Here is a 16,321-nt window from a genome sequence, read left to right as displayed (position 1 = left end):
AACGAGGTGGTTGTTACGATGCGATCGAAGCGAGAACAAGCCATTTTAGACAATATAAAAGAATGGGAATCGCAATTAGTTGAGCAAGAAGCGACCGATTTTCAAAAAATGTTTGATAAATGGGTACATACGACAATTGCGAAATTGCCTGAGAAAAAACGAAAAGATTTCTTTACGAAAGCAGATGGATGGCTCTTTCATTTGCATGCATTGATTCAAAGTTCACAATCACAGCTAGATGCGCGTAATCGTATTTTAGGAACGTCGAGATTGTTTGATGAATCGATTGAGCAACTAGAAGATTTGAAAGCATTATCTATTGATCAATTAACATACATAGCAGAGCAGCAAACAGCACGTCATCGCCTATATTCATTCGTACAAGGCGGAGCAACGGGTGCTGGAGGTTTATTATTATTAACGGCTGATTTTCCGGTTATGATTGCGTTAAATGTGAAGGCTGTCCAACTTATTGCAACATCATTTGGGCATGATGTGAACAAGCCTTATGAAATGATGCTTGCATTAAAGGTATTTCATGCGTCATTACTACCAGGAAGACTTCAGCAATACGCATGGTACAATTTATTGCAAGAGCTAGAGCAAGAAGATTCGTTCTTCTACGAAGGAGACGAAGCGGTGTTACAACCAGCTTCTACTGAAGTTGTGTTAAAACAAATTTTGAAAACATTTTCGATTTATGCTCTTCGTCGTAAATTATTCCAAGGTATTCCGGTAATTGGAATGGCAATCGGGTCTACAGTGAACTATCGTTTAACAAGAAACGTTACTGAATTTGCAAATAGATTTTATCAAGTGCGCCACATAGTTGAAAAAGAAAAGAGAGCATAAAAAAAGCGAGAGGCCGAAGCCTTTCGCTTTTTTAATTTGTTGCATGTTTTTTTGGCATTGGAACAGATACTGGTTGCTTTTCTGCTGTTTTTTCTGCTTTTGGATAATAAATTAAATCCAATGTTTTTGCCTGTACGGCAATCGAAAGAATAGTGAAAGCAATTTCTGTCCAATTTAAATAATATAATGAAAGCGCAAGAACAATCGCGTCAAAGACGAAGAAAATTTGCCCAATTGTAAAGCGAGTTCGTTTACTTAATACAATTGTTAAAATATCGTCTCCACCGGTTGCACCGCCAAATCGCAATATAAAACCGAGTCCAATACCAGCTAACGCACCGCCAACTATTGCAGCTACAAATAAATTATTTGATAAATCTACCGTAAATGGAGAATAATTTTCCATAAGAGAATAAAATACTCCGAATGAAATCGAACCTAGGAATGAATAACCAACCATTTTTCTACCTAAAAATGAAGCACACAGTAAAATAATTGGGATATCCATAATTACAGTTGAAATAGATGGTGAAATATCATAAAAATTTTGGATGAATAGTGCAATACCTACAAAGCCACCTTCTGTTAAGTGGTTTTGGAAGTGAATGTGATATAGCGCTGCTGCTAAAATAAATGAACCGATTAAAACCATAAAAACTTCTTTAATAATTTGTCGACTTTGGATGTTCCTCATCGTTATTCCTTCTTTCCGTAGTTAGTAGTCCTTTTTGTGTTGTAAACTAACTACGAGCTCACATGTAGCTTCAGTTAGTTTACTAAAAAAACTAACTACGCTATATGTCGCTGAAGAAATAACGAATAATCCTCTCGTCCATCAATTCTCCCTACCTTCGTTTTAGTTTAAGTCTTAAAACGACTAAACAAAACGTGGAGTAGGATTCTTCATTTAGCAATCCTGCTCTTCTTTGTTTTGTTTAGCTAGTAACAATTAAGTCCTAAACAAAACGCTATGTGTAAGAAGAGTCTTTTTTTTGCCAAATTATCCTTCGGGCAATCATAATTTCCCCACTCTCGTATTTTTTTCGCTAGACTAAAGTATCTAAGCTGAAAAATACGCTACGTGTATGATTCGTCAATACGATGCCACATGCTCCTTCGAGCGATCATGATATCAAAATCCCTTCCTTCAAGATTTATATTATTATATCATACTTTCAAAAAATGTATGCGGATGGAAACCGACAATAAACGGAGGGAATCTACAAAAATTGTTATGTTTAAATATTTTTGTAGAAAAGCCTAAGTTATTTTGCAGAATTGGACAGTTTTTAACGGTTTGTCCAATAAGTAAGAAAGAGATGGTGTTTATTCAGTTGTATCTTTCTGGTCACCTTTATCTTTAAAAAACGCATCCCAGCTAATCACACTTAAAAAAGTTAAAGCAATAATAACGAAAGCGCGCATAAATTTTAGACCTCCTTTTGTACATAGTATATGAATCGTTCACTTTGGAATGTGTCATTTTTTTACAAGTCTTAACTATTATGAGAGTATATTAATATAGATAGATGAGAGGGAGAGTGAAGATATGCTAAAAGACATGTTCAAAAGAAAAGAATTAATATGTGTTTCATGTCAGAAAAAGATTCAATATGAAGAAGAGCTAGTTGCGTTTGTAAAGTTGCCGAAAGAAAGAAGTATATTAGTTGGTCCGTTTGATGTGTGTTTGGCGAAAACAGCACAAGAAATATATTGTAAATCGTGTTACGACAAAAAAGCATGACCCAAAGTAATTGAGGGGCATGCTTTTTTCATTGGTGTGCTTTCCCCTCAGATACATTTTGAGTGAGTCGATACCAAAGCCAAAGGTCATTAATGATGGAAGCGAGATCGGCAATTTCTGAATTAAGTTTGCAAGAAATTTCGAAGTTTTCTTCGTTATTTAAATGATGCTGTTTTGCATTAATAGAGTGCTCGAGTTCTTTTATACGATCAGGAATCTTTCCGCGAACTTGTTCCCATTTTAATAAAATAGCATGCTGTATTTTTTCGGGGATATTTTCCCAATCTTCTTGTAAATACGGAATTTCAATTCCTAGATGATCGTCGTATAAGAAATACTTTTCCATAGGTTCACCCCCGTTTTCCTGCTTATATTGTACATGAAAACAGAAAGAAGCTCGACGAAATTGTTTGAAAAAATTTGAAAATGACTCTTGATACATTTTGTGAAAGGTGTTAAAGTGTGTATTATTATAAAAGAAAATGAATATTTATTCTTTAGGGGGATGCAAAATGGAGAAGAAAAAAGTGGTATTAGCATATTCTGGAGGTCTTGATACTTCCGTTGCAATTAAATGGTTACAAGAGAAAAATTATGATATTATCGCGCTTTGTTTAGACTTAGGGGAAGGTAAAGACTTAGCATTCGTAAAAGAAAAGGCACTTTCAGTAGGTGCAATTAAATCATATATGATTGATGTTCAAGAGGAATTTGCAAATGAATATGCATTGATGGCTATGCAAGCACACACGTTATACGAAGGGAAATACCCTCTCGTTTCTGCATTATCTCGTCCACTTATCGCTAAGAAATTAGTAGAAATTGCAGAACAAGAAGGGGCGACTGCAGTTGCACACGGATGTACAGGGAAAGGGAATGATCAAGTTCGTTTTGAAGTTTCTATTCAAGCGTTAAATCCTTACTTAGAAGTGATTGCGCCTGTACGTGAATGGAAATGGTCACGTGAAGAAGAAATTGCATATGCAAAAGAAAACGATGTTCCAATTCCTATTAATTTAGATAGCCCATTTTCAATCGATCAAAATTTATGGGGACGCAGCAACGAATGTGGAATTTTAGAAGATCCATGGGCAGCGCCGCCAGAAGATGCATATGAGATGACATTGGCATTAGAAGATACACCGAATAAACCAGAGTTTGTAGAAATCGGCTTTGAAGCAGGCGTACCGACTACTTTAAATGGCACTGCATATTCACTTTCAGAATTAATTAAAACATTAAATGCCCTTGCTGGAAAACATGGCGTTGGACGTATCGATCACGTAGAAAATCGTCTTGTTGGTATTAAATCGCGTGAAGTATACGAATGTCCAGCGGCAATGACGTTAATCACAGCACATAAAGAGCTGGAAGATTTAACGCACGTAAAAGAAGTAGCACATTTTAAACCGGTGATTGAGCAGAAAATAACAGAACTTATTTATAACGGTTTATGGTTCTCTCCTTTAAAACAAGCGCTTCATGCTTTCTTACAAGAAACGCAAAAGAATGTAACAGGTACAGTTCGTGTGAAATTATTTAAAGGCCATGCAATTGTAGAAGGACGTAAATCTGAGTACTCTTTATATGACGAAAAATTAGCAACATATACTGCTCAGGACGAATTTAATCATGATGCAGCAGTTGGATTCATTTCATTATTCGGTTTACCGACGAAAGTATACAGCCAAGTGAATCAAAAGAAGGTGGAAGCGTGAGCAAACTTTGGGGCGGACGTTTTACAGAAGAAGCGGAAGCGTGGGTTGAAGAGTTTGGAGCATCCATCTCCTTCGATCAACAATTAGTAAATCAAGATATAAAGGGAAGTATTGCACACGTAACGATGCTTGCAAAGCAAGGCATCGTTACGAAAGAAGAAGCCGAGAAAATCGAGGTAGGTCTTCAATATTTATTAGAAGAAGCGAAGCAAAATAAATTGCATTTTTCGGTCGAAGCAGAAGATATTCATTTAAACATTGAAAAAATGTTAATTGAACAAATCGGTGAAGTAGGAGGGAAACTTCATACAGGACGAAGTCGTAATGATCAAGTAGCGACTGATATGCATTTATATTTGAAAGAAAAAGTAGAACATATTATAAAAGCTACAAAACAATTGCAAACTGTTCTTGTTCATCAAGCAGAAAATAATATTGAAACCATTATGCCTGGTTATACGCATTTGCAGCGTGCGCAGCCAATTTCATTTGCTCATCATATTCTCGCTTACTTTTGGATGTTAGAGCGTGATGTGAATCGTTATGAAGATTCATTAAAGCGCATTAACATTTCACCATTAGGAGCAGGAGCGTTAGCTGGGACAACATTCCCGATTGACCGAGAATATAGTGCGGAGCTTCTTGGATTTAATGGACTCTATGAAAATAGTTTAGATGCAGTAAGCGATCGTGATTTCATACTGGAGTTCCTAAGTAACTCATCTATGCTCATGATGCACTTATCACGCTTCTGCGAAGAACTTATTTTATGGAGTAGCCAAGAGTTTCAATTTATTGAAATGAGCGATCAATACGCAACGGGAAGCAGCATTATGCCACAAAAGAAAAATCCGGATATGGCGGAACTTATTCGTGGTAAAACAGGCAGAGTATATGGTAATTTATTTAGTTTACTTACAGTCATGAAAGGATTACCGCTCGCTTACAATAAAGACTTGCAAGAAGATAAAGAAGGAATGTTTGATACAGTAAAAACAGTAGAAGGCTGCCTTCATATTATGGCAGGCATGCTAGAAACGATGACTGTCAACAAAGAAAAGATGGGGCAAGCTGTAACGCAAGATTTCTCAAACGCAACAGAAATTGCCGACTATTTAGCAAGTAAAGGACTACCATTCCGTCAAGCTCATGAAATTGTCGGGAAGCTAGTGCTACACTGCACACAAAAAGGAATTTACTTAGTAGATGTACCACTTGCAACATATAAAGAAATGAGCTCATTATTTGAAGAAGATTTGTATGAAGTTCTTTCACCATATGCAGCTGTAAAGCGTCGTAACAGTGCTGGCGGGACAGGATTTGAGCAAATTGAGAAAGCTTTGGAGAAGGCGAAGGGATTAGTTGGAGAGTTTGTTGGAAGTTGATTGATTTATAGGGCAGAAGGTACGCGAATCTTAGTAGAGAGAAGCGTACCTTTTTTGTGATTTTTATTGCTTAAAGTTAATCATACTTATGTCGATCTTCCGTAATTCGAATATACTCAATATCCATCAAATCTCTAAGTAATGCACCATTACTTAGTTCCACACCATGTTTTTCTTTAAAATGTGTACGGATTGTATCTAACATTTCGAGCTCTTTCCCGTTCACATCTAAAATAATACGTTCAGAATCATTCATATAGCATCCTCCTTTTTTAACATATATATTTTGTCCGTCTATTTCTAAAAAATGTATGTTAACCTAAAGTTAGGAAATAAGAAAGGAATGGAAAATGAGACGTATTTATTTTATAGGGATAATTTTGTACACGCTAATTGTATTACATGTTGCATTCCCAAATATCTTTTCATTTGAGGATGTAGAAACAGTACACGTTGGGATATTTATCTTTATTCTATTTGTAGTAGATTGCTGTATTTCGATATGGCTTTCGAAAAGAAAATATGTACAAGATAAAAAAGAAATGGAACGGAAAAAGAGAAAACGTTCATTTTGGATTTGGAGCGTTCGTATTTGCATACTATTTTTTCGTGCACTTTCTTCCTTATATGAAAGAAAAGCGAGGAGAAGAGGAAAATCCGCTTGTAGAAGAAGCGAGAGAGCAAGAGCATAAGAGAATAGAAGAAGATATACAGAAGCTCGGGGAACAAAAATGGTATTTGAAATCTAAAATTATATATGCTCTTTGCTTTATTACGCCGCCAATCGGTTATTTGTATGTATTCTTGCTTCGTAAAAAAATGACAGAAGATGCAAAGCAAACGTACTTAACGGTTGCGACGATCATGATGGCATTATGGTCTTTGAAGTTCCTACCGCCTTATGTGTTGGCGATCGTCATTGTTGTAGTGGTTTGTTTTGTGTTTATAGTGAAGTATGTGAAATGAAAAAACACCAAGCCCATGTGGACTTGATGTTTTATTTATGAATTAAAGCTCACCTTGCTCCTCATCACCACGAACAACAAGGACATCGCATTTCGCATAGCGAATAATATGTTCAGAGACGCTACCAATTAGGAAACGCTCAACAGCATTTAAACCAGTTGCACCACACATAATTAAATCTACTTTATGGTTTGGAGCGATTTCTTTTGAAATTTTAGATTTAGGATTACCAAATTCTAATACAGTTTCAATTTTTTCAAGGCCAGCTTCAAGCGCAGTTTTTTTGTAGTCTTCTAATAAGTCTTCTGCAAATAGATTTGCACGTTCAGCAATTGCGCGGCTATAAGCTTCTACTGCTGAGTATGCTTTTACATCAACGATATGAGCAATTGTTAATGTTGCATTGTTGCGTTTTGCGACTTGAATTGCTTTTTTAAAAGCTCTTTCTGCTTCTTTAGAACCATCCACCGCGATTAAAATATTTGTATATGTATTATTCATAGTAAATTCCTCCCAATCATTTTTATTACCGTTTACAACTTTATTATAAAACAAATTTTGGTAATGTGCTTGCCGGAAACGTTACAGAATTTTGAAAACTTTGCTTTAATTCATTTTAGTTGTAATTGGGGCGAGAACTTGTTACATATGAAGTATAGCAATTTAAAAGGAGGCATGTTTGTGAGACACGCGCTCATTACAGCCGGTACGAAAGGTTTAGGAAAGCAAGTAACAGAAAAGTTATTGGCTAAAGGGTATTCAGTAACAGTAACATATCATAGCGATATAACTGCTATGGAAACGATGAAAGAAACATATAAAAATATGGAAGAGCGTCTACAATTCGTGCAAGCGGATGTCACGAAAAAGGAAGATTTACATAAAATAGTAGAAGAAGCGATAAGCCGTTTTGGTAAAATTGACTTTTTAATTAATAATGCTGGTCCATATGTATTTGAACGAAAAAAGTTAGTCGATTATGAAGAAGACGAATGGAATGAAATGATTCAGGGTAATTTAACAGCGGTATTTCATTTATTAAAACTTGTCGTTCCGGTTATGAGAAAACAGAACTTTGGCCGTATTATTAATTACGGATTCCAAGGGGCAGATAGCGCACCGGGATGGATTTATCGTTCAGCTTTTGCAGCAGCGAAAGTAGGACTTGTTTCATTAACGAAAACAATTGCTTACGAAGAAGCAGAATATGGTATTACTGCAAATATGGTATGTCCTGGTGATATTATTGGTGAAATGAAAGAAGCGACAATTCAAGAAGCACGTCAATTGAAAGAACATAAAACACCAATTGGTAGATCTGGAACAGGTGAAGATATCGCAAGAACGATTTCGTTTTTATGTGAAGAAGATTCCGATATGATTACCGGTACAATTATTGAAGTAACTGGTGCAGTAGATGTTATTCATAGACATCGATAGAGCGAAATAAGGTGAAGTTTTGAATAATTGGACAGTTTATCCTTTACGCTGAGAGGTGCGGATAATACTGTCCTTTAATGTAAGATTAAATCTATCGGAAAACTTGTATTATTTTTTGTCAAATATTGAGATATTATGTTAAAATATAAGAGCGTAGAAAGCGCTTTAAAAAATGATTCAGGGGTCATTTCATAACTCAAGGGGGAACTAATAATGCGTATCGGTATTCCAACAGAAATTAAAAACAATGAAAACCGTGTGGCGATGACGCCAGCGGGAGCTGTACATTTAGTACAAAATGGTCATGAAGTTTTTGTTCAAAAAGGAGCAGGTATAGGATCAGGCTTTACAGATGAAGAATACGTACAAGCTGGTGCGAAACTTGTTGAAACTGCTGAAGAAGCATGGAATCAAGATATGGTTATGAAGGTAAAAGAGCCAGTTGCAAGTGAATACGGCTATTTCCGCGAAGGTTTAATTTTATTCACATACTTACACTTAGCTCCAGAACCAGAATTAACGAAAGCATTAATTGATAACAAAGTTGTATCAATTGCATACGAAACAGTGCAATTAGACAATCGTTCTTTACCATTACTTGCACCTATGAGTGAAGTAGCTGGTCGTATGTCTGCACAAATCGGTGCACAATTCCTTGAGAAAAACAAAGGCGGTAAAGGTATTTTACTTGCAGGCGTTCCAGGGGTAAAACGTGGCAAAGTAACAATTATCGGCGGTGGTCAAGCTGGTACAAACGCAGCTAAGATTGCAGTAGGTTTAGGTGCAGATGTAACAATCATCGACTTAAGTGCAGAGCGTCTTCGTCAACTAGATGATATTTTCGGTAACCAAGTAAAAACGTTAATGTCTAATCCATACAACATTGCAGAAGCTGTAAAAGAATCTGACCTTGTTATTGGTGCGGTATTAATTCCAGGTGCAAAAGCGCCAAAACTTGTAACAGAAGAAATGATTCAATCAATGGAACCAGGTTCTGTCGTTGTAGATATCGCGATTGACCAAGGTGGTATTTTCGAAACAACTGACCGTATTACAACTCACGACAACCCAACTTACGAAAAACATGGCGTTGTTCATTATGCAGTTGCTAATATGCCAGGTGCGGTTCCACGTACATCAACTCTTGCATTAACAAACGTAACAGTACCATATGCAGTACAAATTGCGAACAAAGGTTACAAAGATGCTTGCTTAGGCAACACTGCATTATTAAAAGGTATTAACACATTAGACGGATATGTAACATTCGAAGCAGTTGCAGAAGCACACGGTTTACAATATGCTGATGCGAAAGAGCTTCTTGAAAAAGCTCCTGCTTTATCATAATAGAAATACATGTAAGCCCCTCCTTTTGTAAGGAGGGGCTTTTTGCTTGGATTAATTGTCTAGTTTCTTTACAATTTTCAATCCGAACATCATTGTAAAGAAAAGAATGCCGAATAAGTAATACAAGGCATACTCAACTCGTATCATCGAATTTTTGTCAGTGATATATAAAATAAATAGTATCGCAGAACCGATTAAATGAGAGAGACCAAAAATTTGCGCCATAAGTTTTAAACTCATCTTCTCGATTCTTTCATCCATCTCAGGTAATGGATATTTTTCGGGATCGCTCTTTTTTTTCTTAAAGAATATTTGTTTCACTACGAATAGTATCGAGTCTAAGAGTATAAATACGCCAGCGAATAGAAGGACAGAAGTAATTTTTTCTTCATCATTACTAGTGAAATAAAGAAAAGTTGAACCTAACAATAAAAAGGTAAGATGCGAAATGAACTTTTGATTAAAAGGGTTTTTCATTCTTTTTCCTCCCCAGTTTTATCTAATTGAAATAAATCTTCTACTTTACAGTTGAAAAACTCACATAATTTCAATGCTAATTCTAAACTCGGGTTGTATTTATTCTTCTCGATAGCGATGAGGGATTGTCTAGTGATTTGAACAGAGGAAGCTAATTGTTCTTGGGTGATGTCTCTAATGACGCGGAATTGTTTCACCTTATTTTTAATCAAATATACAAAGTCTCCTTTTTGTAAATTTGTTACATTTATTATATCCATTTTTAGGTAATAAGTAAATAAAACTTTACAAAAAGTAAACAAAACTTTACGTGAAATATAGCTTGTTATAATGTTATTTTTTGTGATAATTTGGAATTAAATGAAAAAAGAAGTCGGAAGAGGAGATTCAATGGGGAGTAAAAAGAGGAAGAAAAGGCAAGTTAAAAGACAAAAGTATATGAAGAAAAAACAGGAACAGAACATACCTCTATCACAAAAAATAGTCATTATGATAGAGAAAACATTTCGGTATATTTGTATGGCTCTGTATGTAATTTTGTGTCTTTATTCAGCTAGGGTGTTTTACAGTTTTGGGATAACACCCAATATTATTGAGAATGTTTTTGGGTATCTCCTTGTCGCAATAGAGCTAGTCTTATTCTTTATATTATTTAATAAAGTGTGGCCTAGTTATGAAAGTAAGAACGATAAGCAAAGAAAAATGAGAAAAAAATCTTCAGATGCTTCAAGCTCATCAAGTGGATTCGGTGACTACAGTAGTAACGATTGTAGCAGCTCAAGTGATAGTGGAGGAGATTGCGGAGGTGGTGGAGACTAAGTTGTTTTTGCAGAAGAACGACTAATGAAAGGGTGGGACGAAATATGGAGACTGTGAATTTATTAGAATTAACGAAGGGCATTCAAGATCAACATAAAAACTTCGTCGTTTCAAATGTAAATAGTCATTGCTTACGAATCGCTGTATTTACTGGTGAATATGATTGGCACTATCATTCTAATTCGGATGAATTATTTATTGTGTTAGAGGGAGAATTACTTATCGATTTTGAAGATGGAGAAACGGCGGTTTTAAAGCCAAATGATTCTATCTTAATTCCAGTATGCACGATTCATAGAACGAGAGCGTTAAAGAGAACAGTAAATCTTTGTTTTGAAAATATAGAAGCTGATACGATTAAAGTGGAGCAGTTATGAAGAAATTATCTGTAGCCGAGTATAAAAAAATCCTTCCGATTTTAGAAAGTAATACAACAACGACGACGTTTGCTTATGCGGTATGTGACCAAATGATAGATGGCGAGATTTTTGCCAACGAGAAGTTAACAGCAGGATTAATTCGTACAGCTAACGGTATCTATTATTTATTTGGTGATACGGATGATCACAATTATAACGAAGATTTATTTGCGTATTTAAAAATGGCCATTGAAAAAACAGAGAAGAGATTTACACTCTTCACTTCAATTGAAGAGTGGGAAATGATGATTGAAGGGCGTTTTAGTAATGCACTTCGGGACATGCCTCGAATGAAATTTCAATGAGAAATTTTTGAAGAGAGAAAACAAGATGCAAACAAAAATACATATGAAGTGAAGCGTATTGATAAAAGAGATATAGAACGAAGCAATGAATTTACAGAGGTGTATTATAAAGAATATTGGGGATCAACTGAAGCATTTTTAAATAATGGCTTTGGATTTTGTATAGAACAAGATGGGAGGATTGTAGCTGAATGTGTTTCGATATTTAATGGGAATGGATTTGCTGAAATTGATATTGTGACGCATGAATCATATCAAGGAAAAGGATTAGCACAAGCTGTTGCAACGCGGTTCATTGAACATTGCATGCAAAATGATATTACACCGTGCTGGGATTGTTATGTAGACAATATTCCTTCGCAAAAACTAGCTAGTAAATTAAGTTTTAATCATCCAATAGAATATAGATTGTTTGTACGCAAGAAAACGGGGGAATAAAAATGAATGTAGAGTTAACGAGATTCAAAGTGAAACAAGGTAAAAGTCAGTGTGTAGATGCATGGATGCAGCTTCTTAATGACAATATGAAAGAAGTGCTTTTGACACTAAACGACGAAAAGATGTACGTTGAGACAATTTTCCGGGAAATAAGAGATGGAGAAGAATACTTATATTGGTATTCTGTGCAAGGAGAAGGCGGGGCTCTTGTCGAAAATTCTCATCATGAAATTGATAAAAAGCACTTAGAATTTTGGCATGAATGTATTGATGAAGAAGCACCATCTGTTGATATGAAAACAGAGGTTGTTATGATTCAAGATGTTGTGAAGGACGTGATGAAATAATAGATTGGTATTTTATAACCGTAAAAAGTTCTTCTTTTTTGTTGGAATATATATTATTGGAGATGCTGTAGGATGAGAATTAGTAATAAATATATCACTCTCGATGAAATAGAAATAATAAGAGAACCCTTAAATAAATTGCATGAATATCATAATAATAAATCAAAACATTTTTCTGGTGATTATCCAAGAATGACATTTGAGGAACGTATTGAAAATTATAAACAGAATTCAAAGTACGGAGAATATAGAATTGAATTATTAGTTGAGGCGGAAACAGCTGATATATTAGGGTTTTGTATAGCGTATAGTAAAAGTGTAAGCGGAAAGATTGAAGTTTTATTCGTTGATGAAAAATACCGAAGAAACGGATTTGGTTTAAAATTAATGAATAGTGCAGTGGAATGGTTTAAAGCGAAGAAGATAGATGAAATTGAATTAACAGTAGTGTACGGAAATGAAGCTGTATCGTTTTATGAAAAGCTGGGGTTTTATCCTCGTTCAATTATTATGGCAACTAAGTCATAACGATAGTTTGGGGAGAGATGAGTGGGAGTCTTTGTTTCAAAAAAATGATTCATATGTTACTAAAGTATATGTGTAGAGCACATCAAAATAGATGTGCTTTTTATTATAATAAACATTTAGAAAAGCTGTATTTGGATATCTTTAAGTGAAAATAAAAGAGGATATCACGAATCTTTTAGGACAAACTATAAAGAAATAAAAACATAAAACCAAAAGACCTACCAATATACGGTGTAGTTGTAACAGGAAAAACAGAGGATTTACAAAGTTTACAAGGAGCACCGTATATTAAGGCTGCTGTTAGAGGTGTAACAGTTGAGAAATATTGATCACAAGAGATTAATGTGAATAATCAGAAAATTTATGTTATAATATGGGAAAAGGAGGTTAATATGAGGCAAATACATGGAGCAATTTATATTTACATAACAATGTTTTTCGTGGCGATATCTTATGGATTAGGGCACGTGTATTCGCATCCTATACTAACTTTTTTAAGCGGAGCATGTATGGCGTTTGCGATTCTTGTCCACCTTTTCTCAGTTTGGATCGTGAAATTTCAATTAAATATTAGTGAAATAGAAGAAGGCACTTTTTGAGTGGCCTTCTTTTTTAATAATATTTTGGAAGCTCTCGTAGCAATTTTTCAATTTCGCATTCGGTTTCTTCACATATAGAAAGTGTACGTAGTCTGAAAAATAAGCTGCGTAGGAAAGATTTTATATTTCCGTATAGAAACTCGTATGATTCAATATGTAGTGTTTGTTTTTGGACTGGTAATTGAGCTACTAAGTCATGAAGGGCTAATATGAGTACGTCTTCCTTTAGACTATTTTGTAGCATTGAGACAATCGGATAAACGAGTCGCTCGTCTTCTTCATATTTGTAGTAAATAGAATGGACACAAACTTTGTTTAATAAAGTTTGTAATATTTCTTCGTAATGTAAAGTTTCCAGTTTAGGACTACGAACAAGCGCTTCAAATGTATCAGAAGCATGAGCGATACTATGTGCCCAGCCACGGTCTTGAACATATCCACGGAAATCATGTTCTTTGTTCATATATAGAATTAATTGATCTTTCACATTTAAAATATCATTCTGTGATAAGAAATTATATTTTGTATCAGCATCAATAATGAGCGCAAGTAATAATGTCGTAAATGCGCGGGTAAATACAGCATCTTCGTCATCCGAATGAATTTTATACAATAAATATTTTTCACTAATGCTTTCTAATAATAGTTTCTCTAATTGTGTGTGTGAAATGTAGTCCTTTTTGATGAGATGATAAAAAGTAGAGTAGATGAGCTTGTCTCTTAAATAGCTATCGGTAACACCGATATGCTCAAGCATATTGGAACTTAAAGAATCAATGTTAAGTGTTTTATTCAGTATGTAATTATTATTACGAATTTCTTCTAACTGTTGTTGTAACATATAAACCTCCTGTTTTAGAAAATTCTGTATTTTTATAATATAATAAGAGGAAGAAATAGACAATAAATAAGTGCTTTTGAATGGAGGGGCATTATGAAGAGAGCATTATTCTTTTTTATTAGTATTTTCTTTTTAGGAAGTTGTTCGATTTCGTATGTTACTTTTTCTAGTGAGAGCAAAAGTTGGACGGGGCAATATAAAGGATATATTAAGGATGACAGTGAAGATGGAATGTTTACGTTTCAGTATAAGGGCGGGGATGGGAATACAGAATTTAAAAATTTAGAGATTGCTATTAATGGATCCTTTAGCACAATGACACAAACGTTAGAAAATCATAAAGGAGCAAAGGTTGAAATGAAGTCTTCTTGTGTCAGTTGTACGCCCCTATCCAAAGATGAACCGATAGCGGTTGTGATTAAATGGGATGATAAGTATGAGGAGAAGATGGTGTTAAATTTGAAATAGCCTAGAGTAAGGAGTTAAAAATGAATAGGCGTATGAAAAACTTTATGTTTTTAAGTGTATTTCTAATCATATTATCAGCGTGTGATATAAAACAAGTAGAGCAAGTAGCGGTAAAAAAAGTACCTGAAGAGGGGTATGTCATAGTAAGGAATGACACGGTATTTTTTGTCGATGATAAAACGTTTAATACAAAAGTAGAATTGCAACATTATATGGAACAACAAATAAATAAAGAGCATCCATCACATATAGTTTTGAGCTTTAAAGATAAAGGCGCATATAAACAGTTAAAAACAGGGGATAAAATAAAAGTATGGTTTTCTCAAATGCTTGAAAGCTATCCAGCAAAAATGATTGTAGAGAAATTTGAAATAGTAGAGAAATAAAAAAGGCAGCAATCACGCTGCCTTTTTTATTATTTCACAAATTGTAATTCTTTCGGGAATTTCGTTAAAATTTCTGATCCGTCTTTTGTGATGTAAATATCATCTTCAATACGAACGCCACCTACGTTTGGTACGTAAATACCTGGTTCGATTGTGAAGACCATACCTTCTTTTAATGGAGACTCGTTACCAGCTTTTACATCTGGATATTCGTGTACGCTAATTCCAAGTCCGTGACCAAGGCGGTGTGGGAAGAAGTCCCCGTAACCTGCATCTGCGATAACAGAACGAGCAGCGTTGTCGATTGCACCAAGTGTAACACCTGGTTTACATGCTTCAACTGCTTGTAGTTGTCCAGCAAGTACAGTGTTATAAATACGAGTTTGTTCTTCAGAAATTTCACCGAATGCTACTGTACGTGTAATGTCAGAGCAATAACCTTCAATGATTACGCCTAAATCAAATAGTACGAAATCGCCGCGTTTCATTTTATTTGCACCTGGAATACCGTGTGGAAGAGCAGAGTTTGCACCTGCTAATACCATCGTATCAAATGACATTTTATGTATGCCTTTTGTTTTTAATTCGTGTTCAATAATTGCTAATACTTCTAGCTCACTACGATCTTCTTTAATTGCATTTACACCAACTTCAACAGCGTAGTCCGCCATTTTAGCTGCTTCGCGTAAAATAGAAAGTTCTTTTTCATCTTTAATTAAGCGAAGTTCACGAACTTTTTCCTCAGCTGATTTGAAAGCTGCATTTGGGAATAACTTTGTTAATTCTTCGTAGCGCTCTACGTTTAAATGTTCTTTTTCAATTGCAACTGCATTTGCATTGATGCCGCGGTCTTTAATTGCTTTTGCAATCATATCCCATGGTCTGTCAGTATCAGTAAATCCGATAATTTCATGTGCCCAGCCAGCGTTACGCGCTTGACCTTCTTCCATTTTAGGGCAAATTAAAATAGGCTCTTTTTCTTGGAATACAAACATACCAAGAAGTCTTTCATGTGGTTCACAGTGGAAGTTTGTCATGTAGAAGACGTTCGGTGTAGAAGTTAAGAACGCAGCTTCTACGTTTTTTTCTTTTAGCCATTGCATTAAATTTTCTAATCTAGCATTCATCGATTGGCACCCCCGAGATATTTAATTACAAATATAACTTTACATCGGAAGAAAGCGTTATGACAAGTAAATAGATGTTAGAAAAGACAGGGAATTGAAAAATCATGTAGAATAA

The 16,321-nt window shown here is 35.1% G+C and carries 21 protein-coding genes and 3 pseudogenes; 16 read left to right on the top strand and 8 right to left on the bottom strand.

Features of this window, described 5'->3' with window-relative positions; translation table 11 throughout:
• Positions 1-18 precede the first annotated feature (18 nt).
• Positions 19-852 carry an EcsC family protein gene (locus DN389_RS18580; RefSeq protein WP_001256871.1) on the top strand — a complete coding sequence of 278 codons (834 nt, stop codon included), beginning with the start codon at positions 19-21 and terminating at the stop codon, positions 850-852.
• Between the two features lie 31 nt (positions 853-883).
• Here the strand turns inward: DN389_RS18580 and DN389_RS18575 are convergent, their stop codons facing one another.
• Positions 884-1,546 (bottom strand): YitT family protein, encoded by a 663-nt coding sequence (locus tag DN389_RS18575; protein WP_001244523.1) that lies wholly within the window; start codon positions 1,544-1,546, stop codon positions 884-886.
• Positions 1,547-2,401: 855 nt separating this feature from the next.
• Between DN389_RS18575 and DN389_RS18565 the strand changes: the two genes are divergently transcribed.
• A complete protein-coding gene (locus DN389_RS18565) occupies positions 2,402-2,596 on the top strand; it encodes a hypothetical protein (RefSeq protein WP_000910278.1) in 195 nt (64 codons plus the stop codon).
• 28 nt (positions 2,597-2,624) lie between these two features.
• Here the strand turns inward: DN389_RS18565 and DN389_RS18560 are convergent, their stop codons facing one another.
• Complete coding sequence (locus tag DN389_RS18560; RefSeq protein ID WP_000417209.1) at positions 2,625-2,942, bottom strand: hypothetical protein; 318 nt, start codon at positions 2,940-2,942, stop codon at positions 2,625-2,627.
• Positions 2,943-3,108: 166 nt separating this feature from the next.
• Between DN389_RS18560 and DN389_RS18555 the strand changes: the two genes are divergently transcribed.
• Both DN389_RS18555 and argH read left to right on the top strand, forming a co-directional pair.
• Complete coding sequence (locus DN389_RS18555) at positions 3,109-4,314, top strand: argininosuccinate synthase (protein WP_000412317.1); 1,206 nt, start codon at positions 3,109-3,111, stop codon at positions 4,312-4,314.
• Positions 4,311-5,699: an argininosuccinate lyase gene (argH, locus tag DN389_RS18550; protein ID WP_149237452.1), complete on the top strand. Its 1,389-nt coding sequence runs from the start codon at positions 4,311-4,313 to the stop codon at positions 5,697-5,699. Before DN389_RS18555 ends, argH begins: the two co-directional genes overlap by 4 nt.
• Before the next feature lie 76 nt (positions 5,700-5,775).
• Here the strand turns inward: argH and DN389_RS18545 are convergent, their stop codons facing one another.
• Positions 5,776-5,955 (bottom strand): hypothetical protein, encoded by a 180-nt coding sequence (locus DN389_RS18545; protein ID WP_046956214.1) that lies wholly within the window; start codon positions 5,953-5,955, stop codon positions 5,776-5,778.
• A gap of 94 nt (positions 5,956-6,049) precedes the next feature.
• Here DN389_RS18545 and DN389_RS18540 point away from each other — a divergent pair.
• Positions 6,050-6,665, top strand: a pseudogene (locus DN389_RS18540) (hypothetical protein).
• A gap of 42 nt (positions 6,666-6,707) precedes the next feature.
• On the opposite strand, the gene DN389_RS18535 reads toward DN389_RS18540, so the two are convergent.
• A complete protein-coding gene (locus tag DN389_RS18535; protein WP_001066681.1) occupies positions 6,708-7,166 on the bottom strand; it encodes a universal stress protein in 459 nt (152 codons plus the stop codon).
• Between the two features lie 147 nt (positions 7,167-7,313).
• Between DN389_RS18535 and DN389_RS18530 the strand changes: the two genes are divergently transcribed.
• Entirely contained in the window at positions 7,314-8,105 is a 792-nt protein-coding gene (locus DN389_RS18530) for an SDR family oxidoreductase (RefSeq protein WP_098802789.1), read from the top strand.
• Positions 8,106-8,318: 213 nt separating this feature from the next.
• Complete coding sequence (gene ald, locus DN389_RS18525; RefSeq protein ID WP_001219390.1) at positions 8,319-9,452, top strand: alanine dehydrogenase; 1,134 nt, start codon at positions 8,319-8,321, stop codon at positions 9,450-9,452.
• 51 nt (positions 9,453-9,503) lie between these two features.
• Here the strand turns inward: ald and DN389_RS18520 are convergent, their stop codons facing one another.
• The gene (locus DN389_RS18520) at positions 9,504-9,929 is read right to left on the bottom strand and encodes a hypothetical protein (RefSeq protein ID WP_087985399.1); all 426 of its coding nucleotides are present in this window, start codon (positions 9,927-9,929) and stop codon (positions 9,504-9,506) included.
• On the bottom strand, positions 9,926-10,141 hold the full coding sequence (locus DN389_RS18515; RefSeq protein WP_000594566.1) for a helix-turn-helix transcriptional regulator: 216 nt from the start codon (positions 10,139-10,141) through the stop codon (positions 9,926-9,928). Before DN389_RS18515 ends, DN389_RS18520 begins: the two co-directional genes overlap by 4 nt.
• Before the next feature lie 178 nt (positions 10,142-10,319).
• On the opposite strand from DN389_RS18515, the gene DN389_RS18510 reads away from it, so the two are divergent.
• The 7 genes and pseudogenes from DN389_RS18510 (at position 10,320) to DN389_RS18480 (ending at position 13,384) form a co-directional block, all read left to right on the top strand.
• The gene (locus DN389_RS18510) at positions 10,320-10,748 is read left to right on the top strand and encodes a hypothetical protein (protein WP_088064561.1); all 429 of its coding nucleotides are present in this window, start codon (positions 10,320-10,322) and stop codon (positions 10,746-10,748) included.
• A 44-nt stretch (positions 10,749-10,792) separates the two neighbouring features.
• On the top strand, positions 10,793-11,125 hold the full coding sequence (locus DN389_RS18505) for a cupin domain-containing protein (RefSeq protein WP_000450954.1): 333 nt from the start codon (positions 10,793-10,795) through the stop codon (positions 11,123-11,125).
• Positions 11,122-11,910, top strand: a pseudogene (locus tag DN389_RS18500) (GNAT family N-acetyltransferase). Before DN389_RS18505 ends, DN389_RS18500 begins: the two are co-directional and overlap by 4 nt.
• A gap of 2 nt (positions 11,911-11,912) precedes the next feature.
• Positions 11,913-12,257, top strand: a complete 345-nt coding sequence (locus DN389_RS18495; protein WP_088609296.1) for a DUF6176 family protein — start codon at positions 11,913-11,915, stop codon at positions 12,255-12,257.
• A 72-nt stretch (positions 12,258-12,329) separates the two neighbouring features.
• Positions 12,330-12,785, top strand: coding sequence for a GNAT family N-acetyltransferase (locus DN389_RS18490; RefSeq protein WP_149237451.1), 456 nt, complete (start codon positions 12,330-12,332; stop codon positions 12,783-12,785).
• A gap of 138 nt (positions 12,786-12,923) precedes the next feature.
• Positions 12,924-13,114, top strand: a pseudogene (locus tag DN389_RS18485) (anti sigma factor C-terminal domain-containing protein); the annotation flags it as partial.
• 63 nt (positions 13,115-13,177) lie between these two features.
• The gene (locus DN389_RS18480) at positions 13,178-13,384 is read left to right on the top strand and encodes a hypothetical protein (RefSeq protein WP_001248904.1); all 207 of its coding nucleotides are present in this window, start codon (positions 13,178-13,180) and stop codon (positions 13,382-13,384) included.
• A 13-nt stretch (positions 13,385-13,397) separates the two neighbouring features.
• Here the strand turns inward: DN389_RS18480 and DN389_RS18475 are convergent, their stop codons facing one another.
• Positions 13,398-14,225: a DUF2785 domain-containing protein gene (locus tag DN389_RS18475; RefSeq protein WP_149237450.1), complete on the bottom strand. Its 828-nt coding sequence runs from the start codon at positions 14,223-14,225 to the stop codon at positions 13,398-13,400.
• A 93-nt stretch (positions 14,226-14,318) separates the two neighbouring features.
• Between DN389_RS18475 and DN389_RS18470 the strand changes: the two genes are divergently transcribed.
• A complete protein-coding gene (locus tag DN389_RS18470) occupies positions 14,319-14,693 on the top strand; it encodes a hypothetical protein (protein WP_179955899.1) in 375 nt (124 codons plus the stop codon).
• Between the two features lie 20 nt (positions 14,694-14,713).
• On the top strand, positions 14,714-15,079 hold the full coding sequence (locus DN389_RS18465) for a DUF3221 domain-containing protein (protein ID WP_046958838.1): 366 nt from the start codon (positions 14,714-14,716) through the stop codon (positions 15,077-15,079).
• 29 nt (positions 15,080-15,108) lie between these two features.
• Here DN389_RS18465 and pepQ read toward each other — a convergent pair whose 3' ends face one another.
• Entirely contained in the window at positions 15,109-16,206 is a 1,098-nt protein-coding gene (pepQ, locus tag DN389_RS18460) for a Xaa-Pro dipeptidase (RefSeq protein WP_000994030.1), read from the bottom strand.
• Between the last annotated feature and the right edge of the window lie 115 nt (positions 16,207-16,321).

The organism is Bacillus sp. AY3-1 (genome assembly GCF_008368785.1).
Classification (GTDB): domain Bacteria; phylum Bacillota; class Bacilli; order Bacillales; family Bacillaceae_G; genus Bacillus_A; species Bacillus_A wiedmannii.
This window is presented reverse-complemented; position numbering and strand designations above follow the sequence as displayed.